The organism is Vibrio sp. 03_296, from assembly GCF_002265885.1.
The window spans coordinates 1-786 of the sequence record NZ_NPKW01001333.1 but is presented as its reverse complement, the minus strand read 5'-3'; the positions used below and the strand labels follow the sequence as shown (position 1 = coordinate 786).

At 41.8% G+C, this 786-nt stretch carries 1 protein-coding gene and 1 pseudogene; both read right to left on the bottom strand.

Features of this window, described 5'->3' with window-relative positions:
- Positions 1-111 (bottom strand): DUF3265 domain-containing protein (locus CIK04_RS31935; RefSeq protein WP_142995063.1); only part of this gene is annotated, 111 nt, incomplete at its 3' end.
- Positions 112-585: 474 nt separating this feature from the next.
- Positions 586-786, bottom strand: a pseudogene (locus CIK04_RS35295) (GNAT family N-acetyltransferase); the annotation flags it as partial.

Sequence of the window (786 nt, the reverse complement as noted above, 5' to 3'; positions counted from 1 at the left end):
TAAGGGGTGAGTGCCGCCTAAACCAAGTTTCCGCAGACCACTTTCACCACCAAAACTCACTGCAAACCAAAAATGCCACGCGGCATGAATCCCTCTTAAACGCYTTGTTATGCTTAAGCTTCAATGASTTACGTTTTACTMAAAACAAGATTAACTCGACTTTGATTTACACACAAAAGCCAAAACGTAGAAAACCGAAATGAATCATAGTTTTGATAATCAGACTTGGAATTTTGGCAGATCTAGTTTGAACTTTGAAACCTAGAAATGGATTTCTGATTGAGCCAACCGCCCTAACCTCGCACTTGCCCGAAAATTGATTGAGGCAATTCTCTGAATTTCCAGCGCCCAAGAATGGATGTCCAGAAAATAGCGCCCACAAAAGCCAACTTGCCGACAAACACCAAACTGACAAGCTGAGGGAACAAAGAAAAACCATAAACCACTGATTTTACATGATTAAGCATAACGCCCAATTAAGGGGTGAGCAACGCTACCACCCAACCTAACGCATTGTGCCATAAACACTAAATTTGAAGTAGAAGCAAAAATGCCAAGCGTTGGGAATCCCTCTTAAATTGCTTGTTATGTGTTTGAACTTAAAGGGATCTCCATTTCAACCAACCCTTTGACTTCAGATGTTCTAACGAAACCCTTGGACTCATACAGGCTGATTGCTGGGTTTTCACTACAAACACACGACAAACTAGCTTAGTGGATTGTCTTTTAAGCGCATGTCTAACAACTAGTTCGAGACACTTTGCCCCAATTCCTCTGCCCTGAAAC